Origin of the sequence: Paenibacillus pinistramenti (assembly GCF_005869875.1) — a bacterium.
Taxonomy (GTDB): domain Bacteria; phylum Bacillota; class Bacilli; order Paenibacillales; family Paenibacillaceae; genus Fontibacillus; species Fontibacillus pinistramenti.
Genome location: NZ_VAWG01000038.1, coordinates 1 through 661, shown reverse-complemented (window position 1 = coordinate 661; position 661 = coordinate 1). Strand labels below are relative to the sequence as shown.

The window sequence follows — 661 nt, the reverse complement described above, 5'->3', positions numbered from 1 at the left end:
CCCCATTCGGACATCCCCGGATCAAAGCTTGCTTACAGCTCCCCGAGGCCTTATCGTTGTTCGCCACGTCCTTCTTCGGCTCCTAGCGCCTAGGCATCCTCCGTGTGCTCTTAGTAGCTTAACCAAATCGCTCCTGTTTTTGGCTGACGGCTCTGTTCCTCATTGGTTTCTTCGATTGAAATCTTCAAAGGTAGAAACAAATTCGCAAAGGATCCATCATCTCAAAAACACTCGCATATTCAGCTAGTACTAAACTTGTTCTCTACGATCACAAGTTTCAGCTAAAAGAATGTTTCTAATTCGCATTTATTGTTTCGTTATCCAGTTTTCAAGGATCAATCGATGAATGATTTAAACCATCACAGAATGTGAGATTAAAGTATTCATCGTAAGCAGTTTCGAAGAAACTGCGACCTGTATGCATTTCGGTCAATCCCATTGGGTTGATGAAATTCATGCAGATGATTTTGAGAGCTTGAACTCTCAAAACTGACCAACGAGTGAGAAGATTTTGGTTAACTCAAGGTTAACCTGTATTGTACCGCTTCGCTACGGAAGCGAGGTACTCCATAGAAAGGAGGTGATCCAGCCGCACCTTCCGATACGGCTACCTTGTTACGACTTCACCCCAATCGTCTACCCCACCTTCGGCGGCTGGCTC

Annotated in this window: 2 rRNA genes; both read right to left on the bottom strand. The window is 44.9% G+C overall.

Going from position 1 to position 661, the window contains the following annotated elements:
* Positions 1–124, bottom strand: a 23S ribosomal RNA gene (locus FCN15_RS19010); the annotation flags it as partial.
* Between the two features lie 449 nt (positions 125–573).
* A 16S ribosomal RNA gene (locus FCN15_RS19005) occupies positions 574–661 on the bottom strand; the annotation flags it as partial.